Origin of the sequence: Ferrimonas futtsuensis DSM 18154 (assembly GCF_000422645.1) — a bacterium.
GTDB lineage: Bacteria > Pseudomonadota > Gammaproteobacteria > Enterobacterales > Shewanellaceae > Ferrimonas > Ferrimonas futtsuensis.
In genome coordinates this window covers 115064-138487 of sequence record NZ_KE383896.1, presented here as the reverse complement: position 1 = coordinate 138487, position 23424 = coordinate 115064, and the positions used below count along the sequence as shown (strand labels likewise).

Annotated in this window: 24 protein-coding genes; 13 read left to right on the top strand and 11 right to left on the bottom strand. The window is 59.0% G+C overall.

Going from position 1 to position 23424, the window contains the following annotated elements; translation table 11 throughout:
* Positions 1 to 1435: 1435 nt before the first annotated feature.
* The 4 genes from G505_RS0118315 (at position 1436) to G505_RS22585 (ending at position 5963) form a co-directional block, all read left to right on the top strand.
* Complete coding sequence (locus tag G505_RS0118315) at positions 1436 to 2725, top strand: NCS2 family permease (RefSeq protein ID WP_028110851.1); 1290 nt, start codon at positions 1436 to 1438, stop codon at positions 2723 to 2725.
* A gap of 128 nt (positions 2726 to 2853) precedes the next feature.
* Entirely contained in the window at positions 2854 to 3972 is a 1119-nt protein-coding gene (gene proB, locus G505_RS0118310; RefSeq protein ID WP_028110850.1) for a glutamate 5-kinase, read from the top strand.
* The gene (locus tag G505_RS0118305; protein ID WP_028110849.1) at positions 3969 to 5216 is read left to right on the top strand and encodes a glutamate-5-semialdehyde dehydrogenase; all 1248 of its coding nucleotides are present in this window, start codon (positions 3969 to 3971) and stop codon (positions 5214 to 5216) included. Before proB ends, G505_RS0118305 begins: the two co-directional genes overlap by 4 nt.
* Positions 5217 to 5276: 60 nt before the next feature.
* A complete protein-coding gene (locus G505_RS22585) occupies positions 5277 to 5963 on the top strand; it encodes a hypothetical protein (RefSeq protein ID WP_051216435.1) in 687 nt (228 codons plus the stop codon).
* On the opposite strand, the gene G505_RS23150 is transcribed toward G505_RS22585, so the two are convergent.
* Entirely contained in the window at positions 5863 to 6738 is an 876-nt protein-coding gene (locus G505_RS23150) for a U32 family peptidase (RefSeq protein ID WP_028110848.1), read from the bottom strand. The genes G505_RS22585 and G505_RS23150 overlap by 101 nt on opposite strands.
* 8 nt (positions 6739 to 6746) lie before the next feature.
* Positions 6747 to 7742 carry a ubiquinone anaerobic biosynthesis protein UbiU gene (gene ubiU, locus G505_RS0118290; protein WP_028110847.1) on the bottom strand — a complete coding sequence of 332 codons (996 nt, stop codon included), beginning with the start codon at positions 7740 to 7742 and terminating at the stop codon, positions 6747 to 6749.
* Positions 7743 to 7881: 139 nt separating this feature from the next.
* On the opposite strand from ubiU, the gene ubiT reads away from it, so the two are divergent.
* On the top strand, positions 7882 to 8322 hold the full coding sequence (ubiT, locus tag G505_RS21970) for a ubiquinone anaerobic biosynthesis accessory factor UbiT (protein ID WP_051216431.1): 441 nt from the start codon (positions 7882 to 7884) through the stop codon (positions 8320 to 8322).
* Here the strand turns inward: ubiT and G505_RS0118280 are convergent.
* Entirely contained in the window at positions 8291 to 8542 is a 252-nt protein-coding gene (locus tag G505_RS0118280; RefSeq protein ID WP_028110846.1) for a YfhL family 4Fe-4S dicluster ferredoxin, read from the bottom strand. The genes ubiT and G505_RS0118280 overlap by 32 nt on opposite strands.
* A 460-nt stretch (positions 8543 to 9002) precedes the next feature.
* On the opposite strand from G505_RS0118280, the gene G505_RS0118275 reads away from it, so the two are divergent.
* Positions 9003 to 9281, top strand: coding sequence for a hypothetical protein (locus G505_RS0118275; protein ID WP_028110845.1), 279 nt, complete (start codon positions 9003 to 9005; stop codon positions 9279 to 9281).
* Positions 9282 to 9346: 65 nt separating this feature from the next.
* On the opposite strand, the gene trhP is transcribed toward G505_RS0118275, so the two are convergent.
* Together trhP and queF are read right to left on the bottom strand one after the other, a co-directional pair.
* Positions 9347 to 10720: a prephenate-dependent tRNA uridine(34) hydroxylase TrhP gene (gene trhP / locus G505_RS0118270; protein WP_028110844.1), complete on the bottom strand. Its 1374-nt coding sequence runs from the start codon at positions 10718 to 10720 to the stop codon at positions 9347 to 9349.
* Between the two features lie 100 nt (positions 10721 to 10820).
* On the bottom strand, positions 10821 to 11675 hold the full coding sequence (gene queF, locus G505_RS0118265) for an NADPH-dependent 7-cyano-7-deazaguanine reductase QueF (protein ID WP_028110843.1): 855 nt from the start codon (positions 11673 to 11675) through the stop codon (positions 10821 to 10823).
* A 57-nt stretch (positions 11676 to 11732) separates the two neighbouring features.
* On the opposite strand from queF, the gene syd reads away from it, so the two are divergent.
* A complete protein-coding gene (syd, locus tag G505_RS0118260) occupies positions 11733 to 12353 on the top strand; it encodes a SecY-interacting protein (protein WP_028110842.1) in 621 nt (206 codons plus the stop codon).
* 583 nt (positions 12354 to 12936) lie between these two features.
* Positions 12937 to 14910 (top strand): Ig-like domain-containing protein, encoded by a 1974-nt coding sequence (locus G505_RS0118255; RefSeq protein WP_157509282.1) that lies wholly within the window; start codon positions 12937 to 12939, stop codon positions 14908 to 14910.
* Positions 14911 to 14978: 68 nt separating this feature from the next.
* Here the strand turns inward: G505_RS0118255 and exaC are convergent, their stop codons facing one another.
* From exaC to G505_RS0118240, 3 genes are all read right to left on the bottom strand, one after another.
* On the bottom strand, positions 14979 to 16496 hold the full coding sequence (gene exaC / locus G505_RS0118250) for an acetaldehyde dehydrogenase ExaC (RefSeq protein ID WP_028110840.1): 1518 nt from the start codon (positions 16494 to 16496) through the stop codon (positions 14979 to 14981).
* A 196-nt stretch (positions 16497 to 16692) separates the two neighbouring features.
* Positions 16693 to 17469 carry a Zn-ribbon-containing protein gene (locus tag G505_RS0118245; RefSeq protein ID WP_028110839.1) on the bottom strand — a complete coding sequence of 259 codons (777 nt, stop codon included), beginning with the start codon at positions 17467 to 17469 and terminating at the stop codon, positions 16693 to 16695.
* Between the two features lie 69 nt (positions 17470 to 17538).
* Positions 17539 to 17823 (bottom strand): hypothetical protein, encoded by a 285-nt coding sequence (locus tag G505_RS0118240; RefSeq protein WP_028110838.1) that lies wholly within the window; start codon positions 17821 to 17823, stop codon positions 17539 to 17541.
* Positions 17824 to 17979: 156 nt separating this feature from the next.
* On the opposite strand from G505_RS0118240, the gene G505_RS0118235 reads away from it, so the two are divergent.
* On the top strand, positions 17980 to 18366 hold the full coding sequence (locus G505_RS0118235) for a DUF3192 domain-containing protein (protein ID WP_028110837.1): 387 nt from the start codon (positions 17980 to 17982) through the stop codon (positions 18364 to 18366).
* 53 nt (positions 18367 to 18419) lie between these two features.
* On the opposite strand, the gene G505_RS0118230 is transcribed toward G505_RS0118235, so the two are convergent.
* On the bottom strand, positions 18420 to 18653 hold the full coding sequence (locus G505_RS0118230) for a DUF2789 family protein (protein ID WP_028110836.1): 234 nt from the start codon (positions 18651 to 18653) through the stop codon (positions 18420 to 18422).
* A gap of 149 nt (positions 18654 to 18802) precedes the next feature.
* Here G505_RS0118230 and G505_RS0118225 point away from each other — a divergent pair, with 149 nt between their 5' ends.
* Positions 18803 to 19447, top strand: a complete 645-nt coding sequence (locus G505_RS0118225; RefSeq protein WP_028110835.1) for a GNAT family N-acetyltransferase — start codon at positions 18803 to 18805, stop codon at positions 19445 to 19447.
* A gap of 670 nt (positions 19448 to 20117) precedes the next feature.
* Here the strand turns inward: G505_RS0118225 and G505_RS0118220 are convergent.
* Both G505_RS0118220 and G505_RS0118215 read right to left on the bottom strand, forming a co-directional pair.
* On the bottom strand, positions 20118 to 20534 hold the full coding sequence (locus G505_RS0118220; protein ID WP_028110834.1) for a DUF3301 domain-containing protein: 417 nt from the start codon (positions 20532 to 20534) through the stop codon (positions 20118 to 20120).
* A gap of 3 nt (positions 20535 to 20537) precedes the next feature.
* Positions 20538 to 21554 carry a DUF3549 family protein gene (locus G505_RS0118215; RefSeq protein WP_028110833.1) on the bottom strand — a complete coding sequence of 339 codons (1017 nt, stop codon included), beginning with the start codon at positions 21552 to 21554 and terminating at the stop codon, positions 20538 to 20540.
* Positions 21555 to 21664: 110 nt separating this feature from the next.
* On the opposite strand from G505_RS0118215, the gene G505_RS0118210 reads away from it, so the two are divergent.
* The 3 genes from G505_RS0118210 to G505_RS0118200 all read left to right on the top strand — a co-directional run bounded on the left by G505_RS0118210 (position 21665) and on the right by G505_RS0118200 (position 23415).
* The gene (locus tag G505_RS0118210; protein ID WP_028110832.1) at positions 21665 to 21985 is read left to right on the top strand and encodes a YqcC family protein; all 321 of its coding nucleotides are present in this window, start codon (positions 21665 to 21667) and stop codon (positions 21983 to 21985) included.
* Positions 21978 to 22736 (top strand): tRNA pseudouridine(65) synthase TruC, encoded by a 759-nt coding sequence (gene truC / locus G505_RS21965; protein ID WP_035385544.1) that lies wholly within the window; start codon positions 21978 to 21980, stop codon positions 22734 to 22736. Before G505_RS0118210 ends, truC begins: the two co-directional genes overlap by 8 nt.
* A gap of 208 nt (positions 22737 to 22944) precedes the next feature.
* Entirely contained in the window at positions 22945 to 23415 is a 471-nt protein-coding gene (locus G505_RS0118200; RefSeq protein ID WP_028110831.1) for a flavodoxin, read from the top strand.
* The last annotated feature ends 9 nt before the right edge of the window (positions 23416 to 23424 follow it).

Below are 23424 nucleotides of genomic sequence, written 5' to 3'. Positions count from 1 at the left end.
CCAGGTCAGACCCTTCAGCAAGAGGTGGACGTTCAGTTCTTCCTGCGGCTCGTTACTCCCTAGCGTCCTACGGCATTCAGCCCCGACTGCAAAGTGCCGAACTCAGGGTGACCGGCAGTTTCCTGCCGAGCCTGGTGCGTCAGTCCTGTTGTCTTTGGGGCGGAGTTACAGTTTCTGTGTCCAAGCAGCTAAAGAGTTGAGTTATTCCCTTAGAAAAGTGTGATCTGTGCATGGGTGTTTATGGTGGCCTGTGCGTGATGTCGGGCATTTCAGTGAAAACGTGATCCTGGTCACGCCTCTGCAGCCCATATCAATTGGTTATCATGTAATAAACTTTCAGAAATTGGCTTTTTTTCAAAAAAGATCACGATAAGGCTTGTAATAAAATTACATATCGGTATTATAGCAACTGTCGGGAGGCAACTCCCCCTAGTAAAGACCGAGTTGGTCTTCATCGTCTCAACGGTTGAGACGTGAGTTTCTCCAAGGAATCGAGACCGCTGTGCCAAGGAACCGCACCACTTGAACTAGGTGTTAGCAACTTTATCGGAGAAAAGATTATGAACTACCCATTCGGTTACGACGTTACCCTGTACGGTTCCTGGTCCCAAGGCCAGTGGAACGCCACCAGCATCTACTACGCTGGCAAGAAGTAACGTACGGCGGTCAGCCCGCCATCTGCCTCAATGAGGCAAAGCGTCTCCAAGGAACCGAGTGCTGTGCCAGGGAACCGCACCACTAATTGACAATCAGTGTTAGCAACTTTAGGAGAACACCCTATGAATACCCAGTTTGAATACCAAGTCCGCCTGTACGGTACCTGGTCTGCTACCGACTGGAACGCATCTGCGCTCTACTACGCCGGTTAAGCAATCCACTCTGGCGGCGGAGCCGCCCATGCCTCAAAGCGCTGAGGCAGCATACTCTCCACGGAACTGAGTCGTTGTGCCAAGGAACTGCACATTATTTGTGTTTGCAACGAATTTAGGAGAATGCCTTATGAACGCCCCATTCGATTACTCTGTGAATCTGATTGGCAGCTGGGCTAGCGCCAGCTGGAATGCGACCGCGATCTACTACGCTCGCTAAGCATCAACCTCGTGTAATTTCATCAGTTATTGGACCCCATCTGTGTCGTCGGCTGCTTTGGCCGGCGGAGTAAGGCCGAACATTTGTCATCCTTTGCGCCGGTAACCTTGTTGCCGGCGTTTTTTTATCTCTTTTCTCTGCATATCCCATCGATTTTCGCCACCTTGAGTGGGGGTAAGATCTGCTCACCGGGATCACATTCCTGAGCATTTTCGCAACAGTTTCATGCTCCTTTTACTCCCTTCCCTTGCTGAGGGGGGATGAAATCCGCATAATTGCGCCGCATCTGCCCCAGGCAGAAACTCTGTACCCCAAAATATTAAAAAATTAAAAATTAGGACATCCTATGATGGAAAAGCTCTTCAAGCTGAAGGCTCATGGGACCAGTGTGCGCCAAGAGGTGATCGCTGGCCTGACGACCTTCCTGGCTATGGCTTATATTATCTTCGTGAACCCCTCCATGCTGGAAATGGCTGGCATGGACTCAGGGGCCGTGTTCGTCGCCACCTGTCTGGCAGCCGCCATTGGTTGCTTTATCATGGGCTTTGTCGCCAACTACCCCATTGCTCTGGCGCCCGGTATGGGCCTGAACGCCTTCTTCACCTTCGTGGTGGTGGGTCAGATGGGCTACTCCTGGCAGACCGCCCTGGGTGCGGTGTTCCTCTCAGGTATCTGCTTCTTGCTGCTCTCCCTGTTCAAGGTGCGTGAGTGGATCGTCAACGCCATTCCCATGTCCCTGCGACTGGGTATTGCTGCCGGCATCGGTCTGTTTCTTGCGTTTATCGGCCTGCAAGGTGCAGGCATCATCGTCGATAATCCGGCAACCCTGGTGTCCCTCGGTGATGTGACCAAATTCGAAAGCATCATGGCGATGTTCAGCTTCCTGCTGGTGATCACCCTGGTCCAGTTTCGCAACAAGGCGGCGGTCCTGATCAGTATCCTGGTCGTCAGTGCTGTCGCGGTGCTGACCGGCAAGCAGGAGTTTACCGGCATCATGTCTGCGCCACCGTCCATCACTCCGACCCTGATGCAGATGGATCTGGCCGGTGCCCTGGATGTGGGCATGATCTCTGTGGTGTTTGCCTTCCTGTTTGTGGACCTGTTCGATACCTCGGGCACCCTGATCGCCGTGGCTCAGCGCGGTAACCTGCTGGATGACCGCGGTCGCCTGCCGCGCCTCTCCAAGGCGCTGTTTGCTGACTCCACCGCCACCATTGCCGGTGCCATGCTGGGGACCTCCACCACCACCAGTTACGTTGAGAGCACCGCGGGTGTGGCCTCCGGCGGCCGCACCGGCTTGACCGCCGTGGTGGTGGGTGTGCTGTTCATCGCCTGTCTGCTGTTCTCCCCTCTGGCGGGCATGGTGCCTGCCTATGCCACCACTGGCGCCCTGCTGTATGTGGCGATCCTGATGATGTCCGGTTTGGTGGGTGTGGACTGGGAAGATCTGACCGAAGCGGCTCCCGTAGTGCTGACCACCCTGGTGATGCTGCTCAGCTACTCCATCTCCCACGGCATCGCCGTTGGCTTTATCAGCTACGCGGCCCTGAAGCTGATGACCGGCCGGGTGAAAGAGCTGAACCCGGCGGTACTGGTGCTGGCCCTGGCCTTTGTCGTGAAATACGCAGTGCTATAAAAAGCCTGTATAAAGAAGCAACATATCGTGATGGGCGTCCCTTTTAGGGGCGCCTTTTCTCGTTTTTAAGATGAGCTTTGAACTGGCCTGGGTTATAAAGGAGGGATGAATTTTTATCAGTGATTCCGATGTCTTCTCTCTCTGTTCCCTACAAGCGCGTGGTGGTCAAACTGGGCACCAGTGTCCTGACTTCAGGCGGTAACAGCCTGGACCGGGCCCATATGGTGGAGCTGGTCCGGCAGATGGCTCGTCTCAAGCGTGGTGGTTGTGAAATCATCCTGGTGACCTCCGGGGCCATTGCCGCAGGCCGTGAGCACCTGGGCCAGCCGGACCTGCCCGCCAGCGTGGCCAGCAAACAGATGCTGGCGGCGGTGGGTCAGAGCCACCTGATGCAGACCTGGGAGCACCTGTTCAACCTGTTCGATATGCACGTGGGGCAGATGTTGTTGACCCGGGCCGATCTCAATGACCGGGAACGCTATCTCAACGCCCGGGACACCCTGAACGCCCTGCTGGATTTTGGCATCATTCCCGTGGTGAATGAGAACGACGCCGTGGCCACCGCCGAGATCAAGGTGGGGGACAACGACAACCTCTCCGCCCTGGTGGCGATGCTGGCGGACGCAGACAAGCTGATCCTGCTGACCGACCAAAGTGGCCTGTTTACCGCCGATCCCCGCTCCAATCCGGATGCGGTGCTGATCAGCGAGGTGAACCGCATCACCGACGAGCTGCGCAAACTGGCCGGCGGCAGTGGCACCAGCCTGGGCACCGGTGGCATGGCCACCAAGCTGCAGGCGGCCGACGTGGCCCAGCGGGCCGGCATTCAGGTGGCCATCGCCGCGGGGCACAGTGAAGGGGTGATAGAGCGCCTGGTGCGGGGCGAGCCTGTGGGCACGCGCTTCTGTGCCGATGAAGCGCCGCTGGATGCCCGCAAGCAGTGGTTGCTGGCGGCGCCTGCGGCCAGCGGCTGCCTGACCGTGGATCAAGGGGCGGTGCGGGCCCTGGTGGAGAAGGGCTCCAGCTTGTTGCCCAAGGGGATCACCGCCATCGATGGGCGCTTCGAGCGCGGGGCGGCGGTCTCCATCTGTGACCCCAAGGGGCGCACCATAGGCCGAGGGATCGTGCGCTATGATCATGCCAGCCTGGCCCGCATCATCGGCTGTCATTCGGAGCAGATTGAGCAACATCTGGGATTCAGCTATGGCACCGTGGCGGTGCATCGAAACGATTTGGTGATTCTATGACGACAGACTTACAACAGATGGGCCGCGATGCCCGTCGTGCCAGCTTTGCCCTGCTGGGACTGGGCCGGGCCCAGAAAGATGCCCTGCTGCAGACCATCATCGACCAGCTTCAGGCGCACCAAGCCACCATCCTTGAAGCCAACGCCGAAGATGTGAAAGAGGCGGAAGCCAACGGCATCAGCGGCGCCATGTTGGATCGTTTGCTGCTGACCCCGGAGCGCCTGACCGCCATCTGTGACGACATTCGTACCGTGATAGGTCTGCCGGACCCCGTCGGTGAGGACATTGACTCCAAGCTGCTGGAGAACGGCCTGCGTCTCAGTCGCCGTCGTATCCCCCTCGGGGTGCTGGGGGTGATCTACGAGGCACGCCCCAATGTCACCATCGATGTGGCGGTGCTGGCCCTGAAGACCGGCAATGCCGCGATCCTGCGTGGAGGCAAGGAGACCCTGCGCTCCAATCTGGCCCTGGTGGCGGTGCTGCACCGGGCCCTGAAAGCCCATGACCTGCCCAAGGCCGCCATTGGATTGATTGCGGATCCGGACCGGGCCCTGGTGGCCCAACTGTTGAAGCTGGATAGCCACGTGGACATGATCATCCCCCGTGGCGGTGCCGGCTTGCACCAGCTGTGTAAGGAGCAGGCCACCATCCCGGTGATCACCGGCGGCATCGGCATCTGCCACCTGTTTGTGGATCAGAGCGCGGATCTGATGCGGGCCCTGGACGTGATCGAGAATGCCAAGGTGCAGCGCCCGACGGTGTGCAATGCCCTGGACACCTTGCTGGTTCACCAGGCCGTGGCTGCCGAGCTGCTGCCCAAGGTGAAATCCCGCCTGACGCCTCAGGGCGTGATCCTCAAAGGGTGCGCGGTCAGCCGTTCACTCATCGACATCGATGCGGCCGCAGAGGGGGACTTCGACCGCGAGTGGCTGTCTCTGACCCTGGGAATCAAGGTGGTGGCCGATGTGGAAGAGGCGATCGAGCATATCCGCAGCCACTCCAGTGAACACTCCGAGTCGATCCTGACTCAGGATATGGCCAATGCCCACTATTTTGCCGCCAGCATCAACTCGGCGGCGGTGTACATCAACGCCAGTACCCGCTTCACCGATGGCAGCCAGTTTGGCCTGGGGGCCGAGGTGGCGGTCAGCACCCAGAAGCTGCACGCCCGAGGCCCCATGGGGCTGGAGGCCTTGACCACCTACAAGTGGTTGGCCCAAGGGGATTACCACATCCGCGGATAAGCCCTTTAAATGCCGGGTTAGTGTAGCTACACTAGCCCGGTTATCTATGCGGAAAAACCCATGAAATATCAGCATCGTCCTTTGGTTCGTCTCACCAATCGCATCGGCATTGCCGCCCTGGCTCTGCTGGTGCTGCCCTCCCTGGTGGCGGCCCTGGCATTTCGTGGCGAAGCGGGGGAACACTTCAGTTTTCTCAATCACAGCCTGTCTGAGCTGGGCCGTTATGGCGAGACTTCGCCCCTGGCGGTGATGGTCAATGGCGGGTTGTTTTTCGGTGGCCTGGCCCTGAGTCTCTCTTTTATCTTCTCAAGTTGGCTGATTAACAGGCGCTTTCATTCGCCACTGCTGGTGTGTGGCGTTCTGCTCAGTCTCTGTCTGTCCGGTTGCGGGCTGTTTCCGGTGAATGTCGGCAATCTGCACTCCAAGGCGATGATGGCTTTCTATGTGATGACCATCCTCTGTGCCCTGGTGTATTGCCGTTCCATCTTAATGGACAAGCCGCCACGCTGGGGGGTGATCCCCGCCGTAGCGGCGGCGTCACTGGCCACCACCCTGCTGCTGCGTCAGGATGCCCTGATGGTGTTGCAGGACCGCTATCCCTACGGGCTGTTCGGTGAGGTGCGCCCTACGGTGTGGTGGCCTGCCCTTACAGGCTGGCTGCTGTTGCTGTGTGTAACTCTGTGGCTGTTCTATGCCCTGGTATTGGTATTTCGCGACGCAGACGAGACGCCCTCTCTGGATGGCTGAGCTCCTCCAGGCTCTGTAACCACTCGCCCTGTTGCCAGGGACCAGGGATGATTCTCAGCCAGCGGGCGCCGACCTGCTGCCAGTGAGCCAGCCCGTCCAGCCTGTCCACCGGTTTGACGCCGTGATTCTGCGGGCCATTGAGCAGCAGCAGGGGTTCCTGTTCCAGGGTGCTGGCCATGGGCACCGGATGGTGCTGGCACACCTTGTCGCAGTGCTCCTTGTTGCGGCCATGGATACGGGCGGTGGCACAGCGGGCAGACACCGCCAATTGTGGCCAGCCGAAGCCGAGTATCTCTCCCTCCAGCCCCAGCTCATTACCCGCTTCCAGCAGCAGCGCCATGTTCTCCTCGCTCATGTCGATGGGGGGCTGGTAGCCCATGGCACCCAGTCTGGCGATCCAGGCCAGGCTTTCCTTGTTGTAGATGTTCAGGTTGGCGCCGGCCCAGAAAGGCTGGTCCAGCTCATTGAGCAGGGCGGCGGCGGTCAGATCATTGGCTTCCACCATCAGGGAATGCTGACCACACACCTGTTCTACCAGCTTGAGTTCCCGGGGACCATTGACCAGATTCAGGCTGGCCAGCACCACCTGGATGCCGCTGGCCTGGGCGACCTCAGCCACCTCAAGCAGGGTACGCAGAGAGGGACGGTCTCTTTTTTCGCAGACGGTTTCTCCCAGAACGATGCGCGCCACCGGTGCCTGGGTCAGGGCATCCAGCTGCTGGCTTTGTTGCTGGCGGGTCAGGGGCCAGCAGTTGAGTGTCAGTGACAGTTTCATGAGGCCTCCTAATGCCAGCTTCTCAGATAGGCGCCGGCGGTCACCAGGCCGCCCTCTGCCAGGGGTTTGAGCTGCAGGTGCCATCCTGGCTCGCTTCGGTAATGTTCGGGATCCGCCAGCCAGCGGTCGATGGCCTCGCGCCACAGCCGGGTGACCTGACGGGTGTAGTAGGGGCTGCGCTGTCGTCCTTCCAGTTTTAGGGCCGCCACCCCGGCTCGGCCAAAGCGGGCCAGCAGCGGCAGGGTGGAGAGAGAGCAGGGGCGGGAGATGGGGTAGAGGGGTTTGCCCTCCACCAGATACTGGCCCTTGCACACTGTCGGGTAGCCGCCGGCCTCTCCGGGCTGCACCTTGTCCAGCAGGTGACCGTCCAGGCGAACTTCGCGCTCACCCTGGTGCTCCTCCCAGCTGACCAGACTGCCCGGAGAACAGGCGCCGCCTGAGTTGGGCGAGTGGCCGCTGACATAGTGGGAGAGCTGACAGCGTCCCTCGGCCATGACGCACAGGCTGCCGCCGGCAAACACTTCGATCTCCACCGGGCTCTCGGCACAGATCGCTTCCACGGTATCGATGTCCAGCACCCTGGGCAGTACCGCCCGGGTGATGCCAAACTCCTGGTGGAACAGTTTCAGGGTGGGCAGATTGGCGGCACTGGCCTGGACCGACAGATGGCGTTCGACGCCCGGATAGTGTTTCTGGGCGAAGGCGAGCAGGCCGGGATCGGCCATGATCAGTGCCTGTACTCCGGCTTCGGCGGCCACGGCGACTGCGTCCTGCCAACGGGACTCCTGGCCGGGCTGAGGGAAGGTGTTGATGGCCACCATCAGGGCTTTCTGCCGGCTCCGGCAGCGGCGGGCGGCCTCCTGCAACTCCTGTGGTGTGAAGTTGATGCCGGCAAAGCGGCGGGCATTGGTGTCGTTCTTTAATCCGACATAGACGGCGTCGGCGCCCGCATCCAGGGCGTTGTCCAAGGCGGCCAGGTTGGCCACAGGAGCAAGCAGTTCCATTGTCCTTGTTCCAGGTTCCAGTGTTGCGTCGTGCCACTCTACCCAAACCAACAAACCAGACTTTGATCCTGAACACTGATTGTGATGAATGCCCTGTTTACAATGTGTTTTTTGATCTGTGAATGGATTTCAGACTGCTATGAATCTGCCTAACCCCCCGGTTACACCCGTCGCTCTGGCCCTGACGCCACTGCTGACTCATCGATTCGGTGAATTGGTTCGCCAGGGAGAGCTGACGTTTCTCGAGGGACGGCGCATCGCCATCGCACTCAATGGCGTGCCCTTGGCCCTGGCTCTGGGTCTGGAGCAGGGACAGTGGCAGGTGGAGTGGGCCCAGGGGGATGAACCGGCTCAGCTTCAGGGGAGCCTGAAGGCGTTTGCCATCCTGGCCTGTGGTGAGGGAGATGCCGATGGCCTGTTCTTTCAGCGGGAGCTGGAGATGCGTGGTGAGACTGAGCTGGCGATGGAGCTCAAGGCCTTGTTGGGGCGGGTGAGCCTGTTGCCACCGGTGCCACAGCCGATTATGGCTGCCCTGGCCAAGCTTAAGACTATGCCTTTCCTGTCAGGATCAGGTATTTAGCCATCAGAGTGGCGTCATCTTCCGGGTGCTTGGGATCCGGATCGATGCAGTCGATGGGGCAGACACTGACGCAGGTCGGTTTGTCGTAGTGGCCAACGCACTCGGTGCAGCGGTCAGGATCGATCTCATAGATCTCCTCACCCATGGTGATCGCCTGGTTGGGACATTCAGGTTCGCACATGTCGCAGTTGATGCAGCTGTCGAGAATGATTAGGGCCATGTCTACGTCGGTCAGTTATCGCTAAGGGCGGCGACTTTACCATAAGTTTAGCCGGGCAACAAAAGCGCGCCGCTCTTGGCCGAGTTAAGGCCGCAGTTACTCTCTAACGCCGGTGTGAGCCGCTGTCCCTCCGATTTGCCTGCCAACGAGAACGGGGCCTGTGGTCCTTGCGGACGTTCCCGGTCACGTTAACAGCCCGTCATGTTCGGCGTCATCTCTGGTTATCCATGCGATTCATCACTTTTATCAGAATAAACTACTGTTTTTAATCTTTTTATTGTCATGGTCCCAAGCGGGAGGAAGGGGTGGGAGGCCGGTATGCCGTTTGAGCCTCAACCGGCAGCCAGGGCGAGTCTGCCTGGCAACCCTGCTGTTCCGCTTGTCGATTTGTCGTCTTTACTTGTTGGGCAACCGGCACGGTGTCGGCTGCCTGCAAACCCCATTTAACAAGGAAGAGACAATGGCGATTACCTACGAGTTTGATACCCATGCCTGCGGCGCCGATGCCCGTGTGCTGAAGCTGAGCAACAACGGCCCGCAAGTGTCCCTGAAGCTGGGCGGTGCCAACGCCTTTGAAACTGAGATCCAGGGTGGCATCAGCACCCTGACCCCGCCCAAGGGCAAGTACTGGCATGTGGACATGAACACCGCCACCGGCGGGGTCTCCCTGGGCGGCACCCACGGTCCGGTGATCATGCCCTCCGGCTCCTCGGTGCAGTGGTACCTGTCTGATCTGTAAACGAAGCGCGTATATAGAACCGAAAAAAGGCGCCGTCAGGCGCCTTTTCTGTGGGCAAACACCGGTTAAGCCGGCTTGACCGGGTTGCGGGTGGTCTGCCCTTCGTCCAGGTTGCGCATCAGGATGGCATGGCCCAGATCCAGCTCTTGTGGCAGAGGCAGATAGACGGTGTGGCCATTGCCCGGGGCGACGTCCACCTGCTCGCCCTTGCGGTTCTCGATGTGTTCCAGATTGAAGTTGAGATTGCCCGCCGGGGTCATCAGTTCAACGCTGTTGCCCGCTTCGAAGCGGTTCTTCACCAGCACTTCGGCCAGGCCCTGGGCGTTGCGTTCGCCGGTCAGCTCGCCGACAAACTGCTGTTTCTCGGAGACCGAGTAGCCATAGTCGTAGTTCTGATACTCGTCGTGGGTGTGGCGGCGCAGGAAGCCTTCGGTGTAGCCGCGGTGGGCCAGGGACTCCAGGGAGAGCATCAGGTTGGGGTCGAACGGACGACCGGCGGCGGCATCGTCGATGGCCTTGCGGTAGAGTTGGGCGGTGCGGGCCACATAGTAAAAGCTCTTGGTGCGGCCCTCGATCTTCAGGGAGTGGACCCCCATCTTGGCCAGGCGCTCCACGTGCTGGATGGCGCGCAGATCCTTGGAGTTCATGATGTAGGTGCCGTGCTCATCCTCGAAGGCGGGCATGTATTCGCCGGGACGGTTGGCTTCCTGCAGCAACACCACCTGGTCGCTGGTAGGGCCCTGGCCCAGGGTAGGCTCCACCCTCTGCACGCCGCTGTCGGCGGGGTTCACCGCCACCACGTCGCCGGAGTCGTTCTCCTTGGCGTCGTGGACGTTGTAGTTCCAGCGGCAGGCGTTGGTGCAGGTGCCCTGGTTGGGATCCCGTTTGTTGATGTAGCCGGAAAGCAGGCAGCGGCCGGAGTAGGCCATGCACAGGGCGCCGTGAACAAACACCTCCAGCTCCATCTCTGGGCACTGCTGGCGGATCTCCTCGATCTCATCCAGGGAGAGCTCCCGGGAAAGGATCACCCGGTCGATGCCCTGGCGCTCCCAGAATTTGACGCTGGCCCAGTTGATGGCGTTGGCCTGCACCGACAGATGGATGCTCTGCTCGGGGAAGGCGTCTTTGACCATCATTATCAGGCCGGGATCGGACATGATCAGCGCATCCGGCTTCATCTGAATTACCGGCTCGATGTCGCGCAGGTAGGTCTTCAGCTTGGAGTTATGAGGAGCGATGTTGGACACCACATACAGCTTCTTGCCCAACTGGTGAGCCTCTTCGATGCCCGTAGCCAGGTTGTCCAGGTTGAAGTCATTGTTGCGCACACGCAGGCTGTAACGGGGCTGACCGGCGTAGACCGCATCGGCACCGTAGGCGAAGGCGTAGCGCATATTTTTCAAAGTCCCGGCGGGGGACAGCAGTTCTGGCTTAAACATGGTGTTCCTATAAGCTCCTCAAGGCGGCGGGCATTCTACAGAATGGCCGCCTCCGGATGCAAATTTTGATTATAAAGTAGCCACTAAATTTGTGTGGCTATTACTGTCTTGCCAGGCGGACATTGGCCGGCACCGGCTCGAAGTCGCTGCGATAGGGGTTGATGTCCAGGCCGCCGCGGCGGGTGTAGCGCGCGTAGACGGTCAGTTTGTCACAGCCGCAGTACCGCTTGAGATCCATGAAGATCCGTTCCACACACTGTTCGTGGAACTCGTTGTGGCGACGGAAGCTGATGAGGTAGCGCAGCAGCTTTTCCCGGTCGATGGCACGCCCCTGGTAGCGGATCAGCACGCTGCCCCAGTCGGGCTGAGAGGTGATCAGGCAGTTGGACTTGAGCAGGTCCGAGCGCAGGGTCTCCTCCACCGGTTCGCCGGTGGCGGCGCCTTCCAGGTAGTCCGGATTGAACTCGTAGTCGTCGATGGCGATATCCAGCTCATCAATCAGCTCACCCTCAAACTCGGTGACCTGCTCTGCTTCAAACTCAGAGGGCAACAGTATGCGAACGCTCACTTCGCCCTGGGCACACTCGGACAGGTCCTTGGTCAGGGCCTGCTGCACCGCCTCGACACTGTCGAATCTGGTCTGGTTGAAGCTGTTGAGGTAGAGCTTGAATGACTTGGACTCCACCAGATTGCTGGAGGTGACCGGCAGGGCGAAATGGGCAATGGCCACCATCGGTTTCCCCTTGCCATTCAGCCAGGAGAGTTCGAAGCCGGTCCAGACATCGGCGCCGTCGAACGGCAGCGTCTCGCCCAGGCCGATGGCATCCCGGTTCAGCTGGCGCGGCACGCCCTGCAGCAGCTCGGGCGCGTAGTGGTCCTGGTACTGGGTCTGATGGCCCAGGGTCAGCCCCTCGAGGGCTTCGGCGCCCTGATAGGGATCATGGTGATCTGTCATAGTGATTCCGAAACGTGGCACAATATCCCGCTATTCTAACCCAGAGATGCCAACCCCATGAACCATCGCTCGCCTCTTGGCCAGTTTTTCGACCGTCATGCCTCTGCCTGGACCCAGACTCATGGCCACCTGCCCGTGACCGACCGTCCCGAATCCGGTCCCGCCAGTGCCGGGGAGCATGATCTGGGTCAGCTGTGGCAGCCTGCAGCCCGTGCCACGGCGGACTTTGCCAACCTGGCCCAGGCTCTGGAGCTGGAGTTGCATCCGGCCCTGGCTGATTTCTACGGCCAATTCTACGCAGGCAATCCCGGCTTCGATGCCCCCTTCGGTGCCGGTGAACTGCTGCAGCCCTGGAACGAGGAGGATTTCGAGTTCCTGCAGGAGAACCTGATTGGCCATGCCCTGATGAAGCAGAAGCTGAAGCAGCCGCCCACCTGGTTTATCGGCGTGATGGCGGACTCGGATCTGATGCTGGTGCTGGACAACAGCGACGGCTCCGTCTGGCTGGAATTGCCTGGCCAGGAGCCGCAAACCCGGGTGGCGGACTCCCTGGCGGCACTGTTTGATGGCCTCTCCCCCCGGGTGGTATTGCCAGAGCCGATGGCGATGGAACCTGAGCGACCCGGCTTCTGGACCAGAGTGAAAACCATGCTGGGTCATCTGACCGGCCGACGTTAATACCAGCAGGCTGGTTTAAATGAAGTTCATGATGGGGAACGTTTTTTTGGACGTTCCTTTTTTGTGTTTGGCACCTTGAAGCAGGTTAGCGTGATGATTATTACCCCCTCTTCCGCCTGTGCATCTCCGATATTTAATGTTAACTGACTTGCCGTGAAGTGCTGATGGTCTGGAGGGCGCGAGGTGAAGCGGGTTGATGCTTAATTTTCGTCACTTAAGCTAAACCTTGTCATTAACATTCAAAAGTTAGATGTTTTGTTTTGAGTTCGCGCAATTTGAGGCAACAGAGTGTCAAGCTCAAGATATTGAATTGACTAGAGTTTGATAATTCTTAAACCCTGGACTATAGAAAAAGCACCATTAATGCACAGGGTTGGTGAATCTAATGAAACTTGCAGGAATAAGGGAATTTCTTGTTCTTTTTTGCGCCTTAGGAGTGATGGTGGGCTGTGGAGGCGATGGAAGCCTGGATCAGCAAGACCCTACAGAGCGGCCTGAGACCTGGCGTCCAGGGGGTGATAACGATGACGGTAGCACCGGAAGTGGGGACAGCACGGCCGCCGCTCACACTCTTGAGATGAGCATGTGGGATTGTCCCGATCCCTATGCTGATACCCTCGACTCCTGTGCCCAGAGCACCAGCTTCGATGCTCAGAAAGCGGCGGTGTTGCGAGTGCACGCCCGGCGTGACGGTTCGGACTCTTCGGGCGAATTGGTTAATGTGTTCAGTGACAAAGGCAGTCTGATCCCCGCGGATGGCCGGGTGTTGACCGGTGAGGATGGCAGCGCCCTGATTCGCATCCAGGCCGATGACGATGAAGGGGTGGTAGCCATCAGTGCCAGCTATGCCGATGCCACCAGTCAGATGTATGCCCAGATCAACGCCATTCAGGTGGGCCTGACTCTCTCCACCAGCCTGGCCGATGGTCAGGTGCTCTCCGATGGCTCCACCATGGCGGTGACGGCGTCGCTGACCGTGAACGGTCAGCCCTACATGGAGCCCCTGTCGGTCAGCTTCTCCTCCACCTGTGCCCTGAGCGACAAGGCGGAGATCGATGAACAGGTCCTATCCCAGGGGGGCGAGGCGGTGGCCACCTATCGCTCGACCGGCTGTGAGCAGCAGGACCAGGTGACCGCGACCCTGGCCCTGGGGGGCAGCACCGCCACCGACAGCCTGATCATTCCCCTGGCCTCGGTGCCCATTGCCAGCATTCAGTTTGTGTCGGCAACACCCGACTACCTGCAGCTTGAGGGCACAGGCGGCGTGCGAACCACCACCTTGCTGTTCCAGGTCCTGGATGAAAATGGCCAGCCCAAGCAGGGGGTGGATGTGGCCCTTTCTGCGGCCAGTGGCGAGGAGCGTTTCTCCTTGACCACCCAACTGGCCAGGAGTGACAACCAGGGGATGGTCTCGGTGGCCCTGACCTCCAAGAACCTGCCCGGGCCCTTCCGGGTGAAGGCCGAGGTGGTGGACAGCGATCCCCTGATAGTGGCGGTCTCTCAGGAACTGAGAGTGGGTACTGGCCTGCCGGATAAGAACAGCTTTGACATCAGCTTCTCGGTGCTGAATCCGCAGGCCTGGCGCTATAACGGTGTACGGGTAGGCATCAATGTTTACGCGGCCGATCACTTTAATAATCCGGTGCCAGATGGCACCGCCATCTCTGTGGTAACCGAGGGTGGGTCGGTCGGAGCCAATTGCCTGACCGAAAACGGCATCTGTAATGTTGAATGGGTTTCTCAGGATCCTCGTCCTGACGATGGTCGGGTAACCGTAACGGCCTTTATCGAAGGAGAGGAATCCTTTGACGATGTTAATGGCAATGGTTTCTACGACCTGGGCGAATGGGATGGTGATGATGAGCATGAGGTGTTCTTCGATCATAACGAAAGTGGCACCTACGACGACGGTACAGGCGTTTCTACCATTGAGCCCTTTATCGATCGTAACCACAGCACCGACTGGGATACCGGAGACGGCCAGTATAACGGCCTGCTGTGCCAGGGCGAGCCGTTGACCAGCGGTGACTGCAGCAGAGAACTGGTAGACCTAGGCGTTTCAGGCGTTATTGTGATGTCCGGAGCCAGACCAGAAGTGTATTTCTGTCATTTCGACGCTTTGGGTGTTGATGCAGATGGCGATCAATTAGAGGGGTGGTTTGACTGTTGGAATGACCAAACAGATGAGCCTTGGCTGGCAACGGCGCCGGTTGATGGCAAGGTAGCTGTATGTGTGTTGGATGTGGCAGACAATGGTCAGTTTCCTAATGCACCGTTTGGTACGTTCAACCCTGTCCCGTATGGAACTACAGTGACGTTTGTAACGGATGGAGATGTGGAAGCTGTCGGCCAAACGAGCTTTGTTCAACGAAGTACTAACGTGCCGATACATCATGTTGATGAGGATGGTGTTGTTCGTGCCGATAATAGAAGTACTTGCGGCACGGGCAGGTATGGAAGCAGCCTAAGAGTTGGGCCAGGTGGAGGAACACTGTCTGTCGAAGTGGAATTACCTGACGGTCTCTTCATTTCCACATCCATGAATGTTTCCCCTTAAGCGCAGTGAAGCCCGGCACTTCCGGGTGAAGTAAAAACGGCCTCAATTGAGGCCGTTTGTTTATGGGGCTAGAAGAAACCCAGAGGGTTGGGGTCGTAGCTCACCAGCAGGTTCTTGGTCTGCTGATAGTTGGACAGCGCCATCTTGTGGGTTTCCCGCCCGATGCCGGACTGCTTGTAGCCGCCGAAGGTGGCGTGGGCCGGGTAGAGGTGATAGCAGTTGACCCAGATCCTGCCGGCCTCGATAGCCCGCCCCAGGCGCATGGCCCGGTTCTGGTCCATGGTCCACACCCCTGCACCCAGTCCGTAGTCGGTGTCGTTGGCGATGGCGATCGCCTCCGCCTCATCCTTGAAGGTGGTGATTCCCAGGGTGGGGCCGAAGATCTCCTCCTGGAACACCCTCATGTCGTTGGTCCCCTTGAGCAGGGTCGGCTGCACATAGAAGCCGCCGCTGCCGTCGGCCGGGGTAAAGGCCTCGCCGCCCAGGAGAAACTCGGCGCCCTCCTCGCGGGCCACTTTCATGTAGCTCATGATCTTATCGAACTGTTCCTGCGACGCCTGGGCGCCCACCTGGGTATCGGTATCCAGGGGATTGCCCTGCTTTATCGCACTGGCCCGCACCAGCACCCGCTCAATGAAGCGGTCGTAGATCGACTCCTGCACCAGCGCCCTGGACGGGCAGGTACACACCTCACCCTGATTGAAGAAGCCCAGCAACAGCCCTTCGACGCACTTGTCGATATAGGCGTCATCCTGCTCCATGATGTCTTCGAAGTAGATGTTGGGGGATTTGCCCCCCAGCTCCAGCGTCACCGGGATCAGGTTATCCGCTCCCTGGTGCATGATGTGGCGTCCCACCTGGGTGGAGCCGGTGAAGGCCAGCTTGCGGATGCGCTTGGAACTGGCCAGAGCCTGTCCCGCCTCCTCGCCAAAGCCGTTGACCACATTGACCACCCCTTCAGGCAGCAGGTCACCGATGGTTTCCATCAGCACCAGGATGCTTGCCGGGGTCTGCTCGGCAGGTTTGAGCACCACGCAGCAGCCGGCGGCCAGGGCAGGAGCCAGCTTCCAGGCGGCCATCAGCAGCGGGAAGTTCCAGGGGATAATCTGTCCCACTACCCCGATGGGTTCGTGGAAGTGATAGGCGTTGGTGTGGGCATCCAACTGACCGATGCTGCCCTCCTGGGCGCGCAGGGCGCCGGCGAAGTAGCGGAAGTGGTCCACGCACAGCGGCAGGTCCGCCGCCAGGGTTTCGCGAATCGGCTTACCGTTGTCCCAGGTCTCCACCAGGGCCAGGACCTCGCTGTTGGCCTCGATGCGATCGGCAATCTTCAGCAGCAGGTTGGCACGTTCTGCTGCGGGGGCATTGCCCCAGATGGGTTGGGCCTTGTGGGCGGCATCCAGGGCCAGCTCCATATCTTCGGCACTGGAGCGGGGGATCTCGCAGATGGTGGAACCGTCCACCGGCGTGGTGTTGGGGAAGTAGCGACCCTGCACCGGTTCAACCCACTGGCCGCCGATGAAGTTCTGATAGCGGGGCTTAAAGCTGAACAGGGCACCTGGGGTGCCGGGCTTCTGATAGATCATGGTGCGTCTCCTTCGCGGTTTGCGAGCTCCGGCACGGCGGAGACGACCTGCCCTGATACGACCTGGGCTTCGGCGGTGCCGAACGCTCTGGGGATGGCGGCTCAGTGAAGAGCCGATGTTTGAGTATGCCGGGGATAGCCGGTCTTTCCCATAGACTTTAGTCGTAGGGCGCGGCGGTTGATGCTGACGGAGGAGCTTAGATCAGATCCCAGGAGAGGTTTGAGACCAGGCGGCAGTCGTGGCAGACGAAGTGGAACAGATCGTGGATGGTCTCACCCAGATACCAGTCGGGGTTGCCGCAGCGGGGGCAGGGCCGGGCTTTCTCCTCATCCAGAGACCCTCCGCCAACCCGGTACAGGTAGTAATAGGTGGGGACCTTGGTCAGGTACTCGATGCGACCGCGCAGATCCCAGCCCCGGCGAAACAGGGCGCTGTTGATGTTGGTGATCTCGTCCAGGGCGGCAAACTCCACCGCGCCACTGCCGGCCATCTGCAGTTCATCACAGGCCTGCCATTCACTCTGCCATTTGATCAGCGCCTTGTGGTCACCGTTAAAGGTGGCAGGCAACCGGTACAGGGGCACGGGCATCATGGTTTCGCCGTCTCGCAGCGGTGAGCAGGTGTGCACATAGGTGGCGTAGAGCAGCTGCCAGTTGGTGGGCAGTACCGGAGAGCTGGCCTCGCTGTTGATGTCCCGCCCCAACACCTTGAGGCGGGGGCGGGTCAGCTTGGCGTCTGCCAGCAGGTCGATGCGCCTCTGAGCCCAGGCGGAATGAAACCTGGGGTGCAGGCTCTCCTCTTCAGGGCAGAGGGCTCGCAGCCTGAATTCGGCATCGTGCTGCATCACAGGGAACTCTTTCCCCAGAATCTGACCATTGGCCCGCCACGCTTCCACCAGTTGATTGATGGCGTACTCCACCTGAGAGAGGGTGGTGTCGGCAAAGCACTCAAAGCGAAGTTCGACCAGGTACATAGGGGGCTCCAATATCGTCAGGCGGGCAATTATAACGGCCGGGCCAATGGGAGCAAGGAGATATCAACCCTATGAGGTTCGGCTAAGCTTGGCCTCAACAGCGGCCAGGCGGGCGGTCAGCTCCTGTACCTGGCGCTCCAGCTGGCTGAGTCGGTCCTCCTCGGGGGGCGTTGGTTGTGGCGACTCGGGGAGTTGGGCCAGTATCCCTTCGGAATCTGCCTGATAGGCCTTGATGGCCTGGATCAGTGCCGGCATGGGATGGCGGCCGATGGCGGCCGCCTTCAGCTTGGCCAGGGTGACCTCCTGCCCCTGTCGGTGCAGCTTGGCCAAAGCCAGAAGAATGTCTTGGTTCATGTTGATAAAAAGTAGTGAGATTTACCAACAGTGTGGCGCAATTCCTAAAAACGAGACAAGGAATATATGTAATTTATTGAAATTTAGTGTTTTTAAATTTTGGCAAACCTCTTGCTACTCCTTAATCGTTATCGAATTTGACAAGGAGAATTAAGAATGAAGAACCAACTGATGCTGCCTGCCGCCATTGCCCTGACCCTGAGCCTGTCCGGATGTGTTATTGCCGTGGGTGGCGACGGCTGGGAGGGTGACGCCTGGGATGGAGACAGCCACAGCTCCTGGGAGGAGGTGGAGAAGCGCAACCGGGAGAGGTTGTCCCAGCTGAGCCCGGGTATGAGTGTGGATCAGGTGGTGGCGCTGATGGGCACTGCCGAGTTCAATGAGTTCTATCGTGAAGAGAGCAAAGAGGTTCAGGTGTTGTTCTACCGAACTCACCGTACCAAGGGGGATGGTAAGACCTCCAAAGATGAGTGCACTCCGGTGGTGTTTGAAGGGGGCAAGGTCGTCGGCTGGGGCAACAAGGCCTACAGTACCTCCATCTAGGGTGGCAGAGCACAGTCAAGAGGAAACGCCGGCATAGCCGGCGTTTTTTTCATCTAGTTCTTGTGCAGCAGGGTGTCCAGCTGATCGATCACTTCACTCCACTCCCCATCACTGCTGCGCCCCTCTTTGAGAAAATCAGCCTGAGCCTGGGTCCAGAAACCGGCGGCTTCGATGGGGGTATCGGCGTCGAGGTGATAGCCCTGAATAAAGTGAGAGACGGAAACCGGATCACTGGCCATGCCCAGCTGGTCGAACAGGTTGTTCAGATTGGCTTTGGTGGTGTCCATAACTGCATCCTTTCCAATGAAGAAACACCTTGAGTGTAGTCTCAAAGCTGAGCCTTGGTGGGGGCTTAAACCAATGGTCGGGGTACACTGGAAAAAGATCTTGTGTTATCAAGGTGTGTGTAGAGAGAGTTGAACGCAGGAGAGAGAGTATGGGCCAAGGGCAGAGCGCTGAGATCAAGGCCAGCTACCTGACGGCTGAAGAGCTGAGGGTTGCGGCTTCGTTACTCTACAACGCCTACCACGATGACCTGTTTTTTCAGCAGGCCTTCGGTCGACAAGGCTATGGTCAGAAGCTCCGGGCTGCGTTGCGTGAGGAGCTGGCCGAGCTTTGGCAGCATAAACAGAAGCTGGTGGGCTTCTACCAGGAGGATGTCCTGGTGGCGGTCGCCTGTATCGTCGATAAGGAGTACCCGCAAGGGGAAAGTCGCTACTGGTACTGGCGGCTGAAGATGGCGTTGGGCACCGGCTGGAGCCCGACCCGGCATTGGATGGAGCGGGAAGATGAGCTCAAAGGGATGTTGCCGGGTGATAATTACTGGCTGTTGCAACTGATTGCCGTCCATCCCCAGCAGCAGAATCAGGGGATCGGTGGTCAGGTTCTGGCGTCACTGCTGCAGCTGTTGTCTGAGAGTGATGCCCAGGGGCTGGCGGTGTTTGTGTCCCAACCGCAGCATGAGCAGTTGTTTGCCCGAAAGGGATTCAAGTCCATGGAAAAGGTGACCCTGGGCGACGTGACCGGTCAATTAATGTACTTCGATGCCGCCGATCGGGATGGAGTGGCTCAATCGGTCTGATGTATTTTGTGCGAGATCTCTTACAAGCCTGTAGGAAAATGGTGGGTCTTTTGGCAGGTTCAATCTCGTTATCAAAATGCAAATCACTGATTCCAATGGTTAAAGGCCATTTTTAACCCTTGGGGTGAGCGATAATTGACCATCCATTGATTTGGTCCCCTATCTTGTTTGTTTCTGTGATCTGAGTAGACTTTGAAGTGTGCCAAGGGAACGGGCTTCTAAATCGGCTCGGAGATGCGTGACAGGGAGTCGCCATTGAACAGACGGTTTGGGCAAACCGGACAGACATCACTAGGATGGTGAGACTTGAACGGGGAGCCACTCTGCCAGGATTGCAGAATCCCAAGGAAGGTACAGGACACCTCCAGGACGGAGAAGCGTTCGATAACAGGATGTTATCGTGTTAAGGAGAACAGTACAGCAATGTACAGGGATGCTGAAGGATCAGCACAGGGAAGATCGCAGGAAGCGAGTGGTACGCAAGGATGATGCAGGGAGCACGAATTATAGCGGGATTGCTTAGCGTGTAATATCTAGGGGCGCACTCTGTGCGCCCCGTTCTATTTGTGGCGCTCAAAAATGACGCACCCCGATGGCGACCCACCTTCCCCCGAGGTTGACCAGGGGAGGCCACAAAAAAAAGCCTGACGGACGTCAGGCTTTTTTATGGTCATTTGCAGCCGCTGGAACAGCTGCCGCTGGAGCAGTTGGAGGCGGGGGCACTGCCACCGCCACAGCCACCGATGCGCCCCTTGCTTAGGGGCACCTCTTGCCATTCAGGCTCAGGATAGAAGGGCATCTCCACATCCTTGAGCTTCTTGCCGCTCATCACCACAATGGCGTGCAGCCGATTCATGCCGTCCGTGGAGAACTCACACTGGTAGCGGGTGTTCCACCCCAACCCCTGTCCGGCAATGAAGCCGAGGCGGGCGCGCACTCTGGCGGTACTGACCCACTGCAGGCGACGCTTTTGACATACCCGTTTGGCATGAAACTCGGCGATCTCGGAGATCTGCCTCAATTGCCAGAAGATGGCGGCGATTCCGCACACCACCAGTCCCAGAATAAGATCGGTGAGATTCAACATTTCTTACGCCTTAACACTTTGCATGAGATGGCCAATGGCTTGTGCCAGCGCCGGATCCCGTTCCGGGTCCCTCAGGACGCTCAACACCTGTTGTCGTAACGTTGGCATGGAAACCAGATCAGAGTAAAGACCTACGAACAGGGTTTTATCCAGTTTTGCCAGCCGGGTCAGGTAGGCCTTGAGCAGCGGCTCGTGGGTTAGAGCGCTCCAGCAGCGGGCGGCAATCACCACCAGGGTGTCGGCACTGGCCTGGGGCAGGGCCAACTCGATCGCCTTGACCAGGGACTCGTTGTGACCAGCCAACCCGCGTAGGGCCATCTGGTTGATGGCGTCATGGTCGCCCTCTCCCATCAGGGTCAGCCAGGCCTCGGCCATCTTAGGCGAGCAGGGGAAATGTTCTGCCACAGAGGCAAAGGCGGCCAGGGGCTCGGGAGGCATCTGGCCGATGGCCACAGGCAACTCCTCATCCCGCTGTGCCTGGCTGACTCGGGCCAGGTTGTCCGCCAGTCCCTGCAGGCCCAGCTGCTGCCAGTTGTCCCAGCCCAGCTGCCCTTTCAGGTAGCTTTGGCAGTGCTCGTAATAGATGGAGGCGGGGCGGGCCAGTTGGGTGTTGATGCGGGCATGGAATACCGCCAGCTTGTCCTGACTGGGCTGGAAGATAAAGGGGTTGCTCTTGAGCTGCTCTTGTTGCTCCTGAGTCATGGGGGCGGTGGGATCCCGGCCCAGGGCATCCACCACAGTCTGCAGAAACTGGCTGCGGGCGGCGGGATTCAACAGTCCTTGTTCATCCAAAGGCAACTTGATGAACCAGATGTAGTGATCCTGAGACAGGGTGGGGTTCCAGAACAGCACCCCGAGCCAGGCATGACCGCTGCGCGGGTAAGGGTAGGGGCTTGTGGTGGCCTCCACCTGGGCAAACTCGATGGGATCCAGGGGAACCACCCGGCGCCCCAGGTCAAACACCTGATACTGGACGCCTGCGGCCTGGAGGAACTGATGCAAGGTGGTGATGTTTTCCATGAGCGTTCTCTGGTTTCTGGCACGGCTGTAAAGCAATTGAGCGCGCTATTATAGGGGCAAGCAGATTGGGATGGTATGATTCCGCACCATTTGATCCCCGGGAGTGAGAGATGACCCTGAAGATGGCGGTACGCCGCGAACTTGAGCGGTTGCAGGCGCAATTGATTCAAGATGAGTTGTGGCAGTCTGAGCCGGTGCCGGCCCAGGCGCTGGCCAGTACTCAGCCCTTTGCCGTGGACACCCTGAGATTTGAGCAGTGGCTTCAGTTTATCTATCTGCCCAGGCTGTTCGCCCTGCTGGACGCCGGTGCTGCCCTGCCCACCAAGGTGGCGGTGGCGCCCATGGCCCAAGAGAGCCTGGCTGGCCATGGCGAGGTGATTGCCCTGTTGTCCAAGCTCGACTCCCTCATGAGTGAGGCTGACGATGCTTGAGACCCTGTTTGAAGATGAGCATCTGGTGGCGGTGCATAAGCCCAGTGGCCTGTTGGTTCATCGCAGCTGGCTGGCCAAGCGGGAGACCGAGTTTGCCATGCAGATGGTCCGGGATCAGGTGGGCTGTCATGTGTACCCGTTGCACCGGCTGGACAGGCCCACGTCGGGGATCCTGCTGTTCGGTAAATCCGCCGAGGTCGCCCGAATCATGCAGCCTCAGTTTGCCGAGCGGGGTATTCACAAGGAGTATCTGGCGCTGGTCCGCGGTTACCTGAGTGAGGCCGGTGAGCTGGATTACCCGCTCAAGGAGGAGCTGGATAAGATCGCCGATGCCCAGGCGGACCAGGAGAAGGAGCCACAGGAAGCGATCACCTGTTACCGTCCCCTGCATCAGGCAGAGCTGCCCTATCCGGTGGGGCGTTACGACAGTTGCCGTTACACCCTGGTGGCGATGAAGCCACTGACCGGACGCAAGCATCAGCTGCGCCGCCACATGGCGCACCTGCGTCATCCGATTATCGGCGACACCAGCCATGGCGACGGACGCCATAACAAGTTCTACCGGGATCACTTCGGGGTGCAGCGTCTGTGGCTGTTGGCCAAGGCTTTGTGCTTCGATCATCCGGTGACCGGAGAGCGCATCGAGCTGGAAACCCGGCTGGAGGAGGAGTGGCTGCGTCTGTTCGAGGCGTTTGGCTGGTCAACAGAGCAGCAGGCTTATCGTCTTTTGGAGCCACTGGGGGCGGACTGAGGCAGGGAGCCCAAACTTTCCTGATGGGTTTGGGTGAAATAGGTCAGGCGGCGGATACGTTGCCGCTTGATGTGAATCCTGTGATGAATACGGCGTACTCTCTGACGGAACTGCATCCTGCCTCCGTTGGCGCGGTTGTTGCGCCTTTTCGGTCCTTACAGTAAGGTGGAATTGGGAATTTATCAAGTCATTAACAGGATGTCGTTCGATGGCCAGGATCAGTGTGTTAGTGGGGTCGGTGTATGGTGGCGCCGAGTTCACCGCGGAGCAGGTGTGTCAGGCTCTGCAGCTACAAGGCCATCAGGCTGCCATCAGTGATGCCCAGTCAGCGGATCAACTGCTGGCGGAGGGCAGTGACGCCTGGCTGGTGGTGACCTCCACCACCGGCAGCGGCGATCTGCCCGACAACCTGCTTCCCCTGTTCCTTTCTCTTAGAGATCAGTTTCCCCTGGTGCCCAAGTTGCGCTACGGCGTGGTTGCCCTGGGTGACTCCAGTTATGGTGACACCTTCTGCGGCGCAGGCCGCCAGTTTGATGAGTTGCTCGCCGAGCTGACCGCGGTGCGCATCGGTGAGCGTCTGCAGATCGATGCCTGTGAGACCATGGAACCCGAGCAGCTGGCTCTGCCCTGGGTGGAGTCCTGGCAGAGGCAACTCTGCGAGGCGCTGGTCGAGGCGTAGTCGAGGGGT